Genomic DNA, 5,658 nt, shown 5'->3' with positions numbered 1-5,658 from the left:
TATAATACGCACCTCATCGGGACAACGGAAGTGCTAGCCAATTGGTTAGGTTTTGAAGTCTGATGAAACGAATTAAAATAAAAGCTTGACAGAAATCAAATTAATGATATACTGGATGGCTCGCTACTAAGGCTAACTACTTCGAATTGAAGAATAGATTATCCTTTTATAGCACAACTTAATACGGACGACGTATTAAGTCAACTATTTAAAAGCTAAAATCAAAGAACAACTTGTGTGGATTTTTGCTGATTTAGAATGCTAAAAATTAAAGTTGGGACTTACTCTTTTCGGGTAAGTGACTAACTATAAAAATTATCATTCTTTAATAGCAGAAAAACTCGAAGTTAATTCATTATATGAAACATACGGAAAGCAAATTTGCTAGTAATAGAATGAGCCAAGTTTAGAAGCTTCTTTAAAGAGCTTCATAGCAAGATTAAACTGAAGAGTTTGATCATGGCTCAGATTGAACGCTGGCGGCAGGCTTAACACATGCAAGTCGAGCGGAAACGATGGTAGCTTGCTACCAGGCGTCGAGCGGCGGACGGGTGAGTAATACTTAGGAATCTGCCCAGTAGTGGGGGATAGCTCGGGGAAACTCGAATTAATACCGCATACACCCTACGGGGAAAAGGGGGCGCTTGCGCTCTCGCTATTGGATGAGCCTAAGACGGATTAGCTAGTTGGTGGGGTAAAGGCCTACCAAGGCGACGATCTGTAGCTGGTCTGAGAGGATGATCAGCCACACCGGGACTGAGACACGGCCCGGACTCCTACGGGAGGCAGCAGTGGGGAATATTGGACAATGGGGGCAACCCTGATCCAGCCATGCCGCGTGTGTGAAGAAGGCCTTTTGGTTGTAAAGCACTTTAAGCAGTGAAGAAGACCTAACGGTTAATACCCGTTAGCGATGACATTAGCTGCAGAATAAGCACCGGCTAACTCTGTGCCAGCAGCCGCGGTAATACAGAGGGTGCAAGCGTTAATCGGAATTACTGGGCGTAAAGCGAGCGTAGGTGGCTTGATAAGTCAGATGTGAAATCCCCGGGCTTAACCTGGGAACTGCATCTGATACTGTTGGGCTAGAGTAGGTGAGAGGGAGGTAGAATTTCAGGTGTAGCGGTGAAATGCGTAGAGATCTGAAGGAATACCGATGGCGAAGGCAGCCTCCTGGCATCATACTGACACTGAGGTTCGAAAGCGTGGGTAGCAAACAGGATTAGATACCCTGGTAGTCCACGCCGTAAACGATGTCTACTAGTCGTTGGGGAACTTGATTCCTTAGTGACGCAGCTAACGCAATAAGTAGACCGCCTGGGGAGTACGGCCGCAAGGTTAAAACTCAAATGAATTGACGGGGGCCCGCACAAGCGGTGGAGCATGTGGTTTAATTCGATGCAACGCGAAGAACCTTACCTGGTCTTGACATATCTAGAATCCTGCAGAGATGCGGGAGTGCCTTCGGGAATTAGAATACAGGTGCTGCATGGCTGTCGTCAGCTCGTGTCGTGAGATGTTGGGTTAAGTCCCGCAACGAGCGCAACCCTTTTCCTTAGTTACCAGCGGTTTGGCCGGGGACTCTAAGGATACTGCCAGTGACAAACTGGAGGAAGGCGGGGACGACGTCAAGTCATCATGGCCCTTACGACCAGGGCTACACACGTGCTACAATGGTAGGTACAGAGGGCAGCTACACAGCGATGTGATGCGAATCTCAAAAAGCCTATCGTAGTCCAGATTGGAGTCTGCAACTCGACTCCATGAAGTCGGAATCGCTAGTAATCGCGGATCAGAATGCCGCGGTGAATACGTTCCCGGGCCTTGTACACACCGCCCGTCACACCATGGGAGTTGATTGCACCAGAAGTGGGTAGCCTAACTTTTAGAGGGCGCTCACCACGGTGTGGTTGATGACTGGGGTGAAGTCGTAACAAGGTAGCCGTAGGGGAACCTGCGGCTGGATCACCTCCTTATTGACGCATTCGGTCAGCAAGAATTCACAACAAGTTGTTCTTTGATTTAGCAAGCTCTCAGGGTCTGTAGCTCAGCTGGTTAGAGCACCGTGTTGATAACGCGGGGGTCATAAGTTCAAGTCTTATCAGACCCACCACTTATCCCGATACGGGGCCATAGCTCAGTTGGTAGAGCGCCTGCCTTGCACGCAGGAGGTCAGGAGTTCGACTCTCCTTGGCTCCACCATATTGGATTACGGATATGAGAGTAAAAAAGATATAAAATAGAATTAAGTGATTATTTAGTTAATTAGATAATAAATTACTTACTTCTGTTTTATACAGAAGAAATATGACGATCTGATGAAGACGTTATTACTATTTAAAAACATAGATATGAGTTGTAATACGGTTAGACGATGAATCATTCACTGAGCCATTGTCTAACCAGTAACCAACCTTTTAATGACATCAGTTGTTATCTCAAGGGGTTGGTTACAAAGTAAAGAGAACTGAATCAAGCGTAAATTATCAAGGTGATATCGTTATAATTGCTGACAAAGACCCTTTGGGGTTGTATGGTCAAGTAATTAAGCGCACATGGTGGATGCCTTGGCAGTCAGAGGCGATGAAAGACGTGACAGCCTGCGATAAGCTTCGGGGAGGCGGCAATATCCTGTGATCCGGAGATTTCTGAATGGGGAAACCCACTTAGCGTAAGCTAGGTATTCCAATTTATTGGAAAGCGAACGAGGGGAAGTGAAACATCTCAGTACCCTTAGGAAAAGACATCAATAGAGATTCCCCTAGTAGCGGCGAGCGAACGGGGAGGAGCCGACGGATTTATATGTAGAAGAACAGTGTGGGAAAACTGGCCATAGTGGGTGATAGCCCCGTATTCGAAACATATAATGAAGCATATTAAGTAGTGCGGGACACGAGAAATCCTGTATGAAGATGGGGGGACCATCCTCCAAGGCTAAATACTCCTGACTGACCGATAGTGAACCAGTACCGTGAGGGAAAGGCGAAAAGAACCCCTGTGAGGGGAGTGAAATAGAACCTGAAACCGTGTGCGTACAAGCAGTGGGAGCCCCCTTGAGGGGTGACCGCGTACCTTTTGTATAATGGGTCAGCGACTTATATTCTGTAGCAAGGTTAACCGTTAGGGGAGCCGTAGGGAAACCGAGTCTTAATAGGGCGTTTAGTTGCAGGGTATAGACCCGAAACCGAGTGATCTATCCATGAGCAGGTTGAAAGTGCCGTAACAGGCACCGGAGGACCGAACCCACTGTCGTTGAAAAGCCAGGGGATGACTTGTGGATAGGGGTGAAAGGCTAATCAAACTCGGTGATAGCTGGTTCTCCCCGAAAGCTATTTAGGTAGCGCCTCGGACGAACACCATTGGGGGTAGAGCACTGTTTCGGCTAGGGGGTCATACCGACTTACCAAACCGATGCAAACTCCGAATACCGATGAGTGATATCCGGGAGACACACGGCGGGTGCTAACGTCCGTCGTGGAGAGGGAAACAACCCAGACCGCCAGCTAAGGCCCCAAATTCCTAGTTAAGTGGGAAACGAAGTGGGAAGGCATAGACAGCTAGGAGGTTGGCTTAGAAGCAGCCATCCTTTAAAGAAAGCGTAATAGCTCACTAGTCGAGTCGGCCCGCGCGGAAGATGTAACGGGGCTCAAACTAGGAGCCGAAGCTGCGGATTTGAAAATTGTTTCAAGTGGTAGGGGAGCGTTGTGTAAGCCTGTGAAGGTGTGTCGTAAGGCATGCTGGAGGTATCACAAGAGCGAATGCTGACGTGAGTAACGATAATGCGAGTGAAAAGCTCGCACGCCGGAAGATCAAGGGTTCCAGTCCAACGTTAATCGGGGCTGGGTGAGTCGACCCCTAAGGCGAGGCCGAAAGGCGTAGTCGATGGGAAATCGGTTAATATTCCGATACTTGTTTATGATGTGATGGAGGGACGGAGAAGGTTATGCCAGCCTGGCGATGGTTGTCCAGGTGGAAGGATGTAGGTAGACGGCTTAGGCAAATCCGGGCTGTTAATACTGAGATCTGATAGCAAGCTGTACTTGTACAGCGAAGTGGCAAATACCATGCTTCCAGGAAAAGCTTCTAAACTATAGTCATAAACGAATCGTACCCTAAACCGACACAGGTGATCAGGTAGAGAATACCAAGGCGCTTGAGAGAACTCTGCTGAAGGAACTAGGCAAAATGGTACCGTAACTTCGGGAGAAGGTACGCTGCTGGAGGTGAAGGACTTGCTCCGTAAGCTTCTAGCAGTCGCAGATACCAGGCTGCTGCAACTGTTTATTAAAAACACAGCACTCTGCAAACACGAAAGTGGACGTATAGGGTGTGATGCCTGCCCGGTGCTGGAAGGTTAATTGATGGGCTTAGCGTATGCGAAGGTCTTGATCGAAGCCCCAGTAAACGGCGGCCGTAACTATAACGGTCCTAAGGTAGCGAAATTCCTTGTCGGGTAAGTTCCGACCTGCACGAATGGCATAATGATGGCAGCGCTGTCTCCAGCAGAGACTCAGTGAAATCGAAATCGCAGTGAAGATGCTGTGTACCCGCGGCTAGACGGAAAGACCCCGTGAACCTTTACTACAGCTTTACATTGAACTTTGACCTGACTTGTGCAGGATAGGTGGGAGGCTTTGAAGCAGATACGCCAGTATTTGTGGAGCCATCCTTGAAATACCACCCTGGTCATGTTGGGGTTCTAACTCAGGTATAACAATACCGAGGACAATGTATGGTGGGTAGTTTGACTGGGGCGGTCTCCTCCTAAAGAGTAACGGAGGAGTACGAAGGTGCGCTCAGAACGGTCGGAAATCGTTCATAGAGTATAAAGGCAAAAGCGCGCTTAACTGCGAGACCCACAAGTCGAGCAGGTACGAAAGTAGGTCTTAGTGATCCGGTGGTTCTGTATGGAAGGGCCATCGCTCAACGGATAAAAGGTACTCTGGGGATAACAGGCTGATACCGCCCAAGAGTTCATATCGACGGCGGTGTTTGGCACCTCGATGTCGGCTCATCTCATCCTAGGGCTGAAGCAGGTCCTAAGGGTATGGCTGTTCGCCATTTAAAGAGGTACGCGAGCTGGGTTTAGAACGTCGTGAGACAGTTCGGTCCCTATCTACCGTGGGCGTTGGAAATTTGAGAGGATCTGCTCCTAGTACGAGAGGACCAGAGTGGACGAACCGCTGGTGTTCGGGTTGTCATGCCAATGGCATTGCCCGGTAGCTACGTTCGGATTGGATAACCGCTGAAAGCATCTAAGCGGGAAGCCAACCTCAAGATTAGATTTCCCTTAAGAGCCGTTCAAGACTAGGACGTTGATAGGCAGGGTGTGGAAGCGCAGTGATGCGTGTAGCTAACCTGTACTAATTGCTCGTTTGGCTTGACCATACAACACCCAAGTGGTTTTGTATGACAGCCAATTATTTCGATATCACCCTGATAATATATTGATTCAGGTTCTGATATACTTAGTCAAAACAAAGTTAAGCCAATAGCTTAACCAACTCATATCTATACCCCCTTTGCTGACGACAATAGCACGATGGAACCACCTGATCCCTTCTCGAACTCAGAAGTGAAACATCGTAGCGCCAATGGTAGTGTGGTTCGCCCATGTGAGAGTAGGTCATCGTCAGCTCCCTATACCTAAAAGCCCCC

General features: G+C 48.4%; 2 tRNA genes and 3 rRNA genes. All 5 read left to right on the top strand.

Going from position 1 to position 5,658, the window contains the following annotated elements:
• Positions 1-441: 441 nt before the first annotated feature.
• The 5 genes from A1232T_RS00130 to rrf all read left to right on the top strand — a co-directional run bounded on the left by A1232T_RS00130 (position 442) and on the right by rrf (position 5,638).
• Positions 442-1,976: ribosomal RNA gene (locus A1232T_RS00130) — 16S ribosomal RNA — on the top strand.
• A gap of 60 nt (positions 1,977-2,036) precedes the next feature.
• Positions 2,037-2,113: transfer RNA gene (locus tag A1232T_RS00125), tRNA-Ile, on the top strand.
• Positions 2,114-2,126: 13 nt separating this feature from the next.
• Positions 2,127-2,202: transfer RNA gene (locus A1232T_RS00120), tRNA-Ala, on the top strand.
• A gap of 333 nt (positions 2,203-2,535) precedes the next feature.
• Positions 2,536-5,388 (top strand): 23S ribosomal RNA (locus A1232T_RS00115).
• A gap of 136 nt (positions 5,389-5,524) precedes the next feature.
• Positions 5,525-5,638 (top strand): 5S ribosomal RNA (gene rrf, locus A1232T_RS00110).
• The 16S, 23S and 5S rRNA genes sit together here with 2 tRNA genes alongside, the layout of an rRNA operon.
• Positions 5,639-5,658 lie beyond the last annotated feature (20 nt).

Origin of the sequence: Psychrobacter pasteurii (assembly GCF_900162815.1) — a bacterium.
GTDB classification, from domain to species: domain Bacteria; phylum Pseudomonadota; class Gammaproteobacteria; order Pseudomonadales; family Moraxellaceae; genus Psychrobacter; species Psychrobacter pasteurii.
Note: the sequence above shows the minus strand (reverse complement) of the source record. Positions and strands in the feature narration are given on the sequence as shown.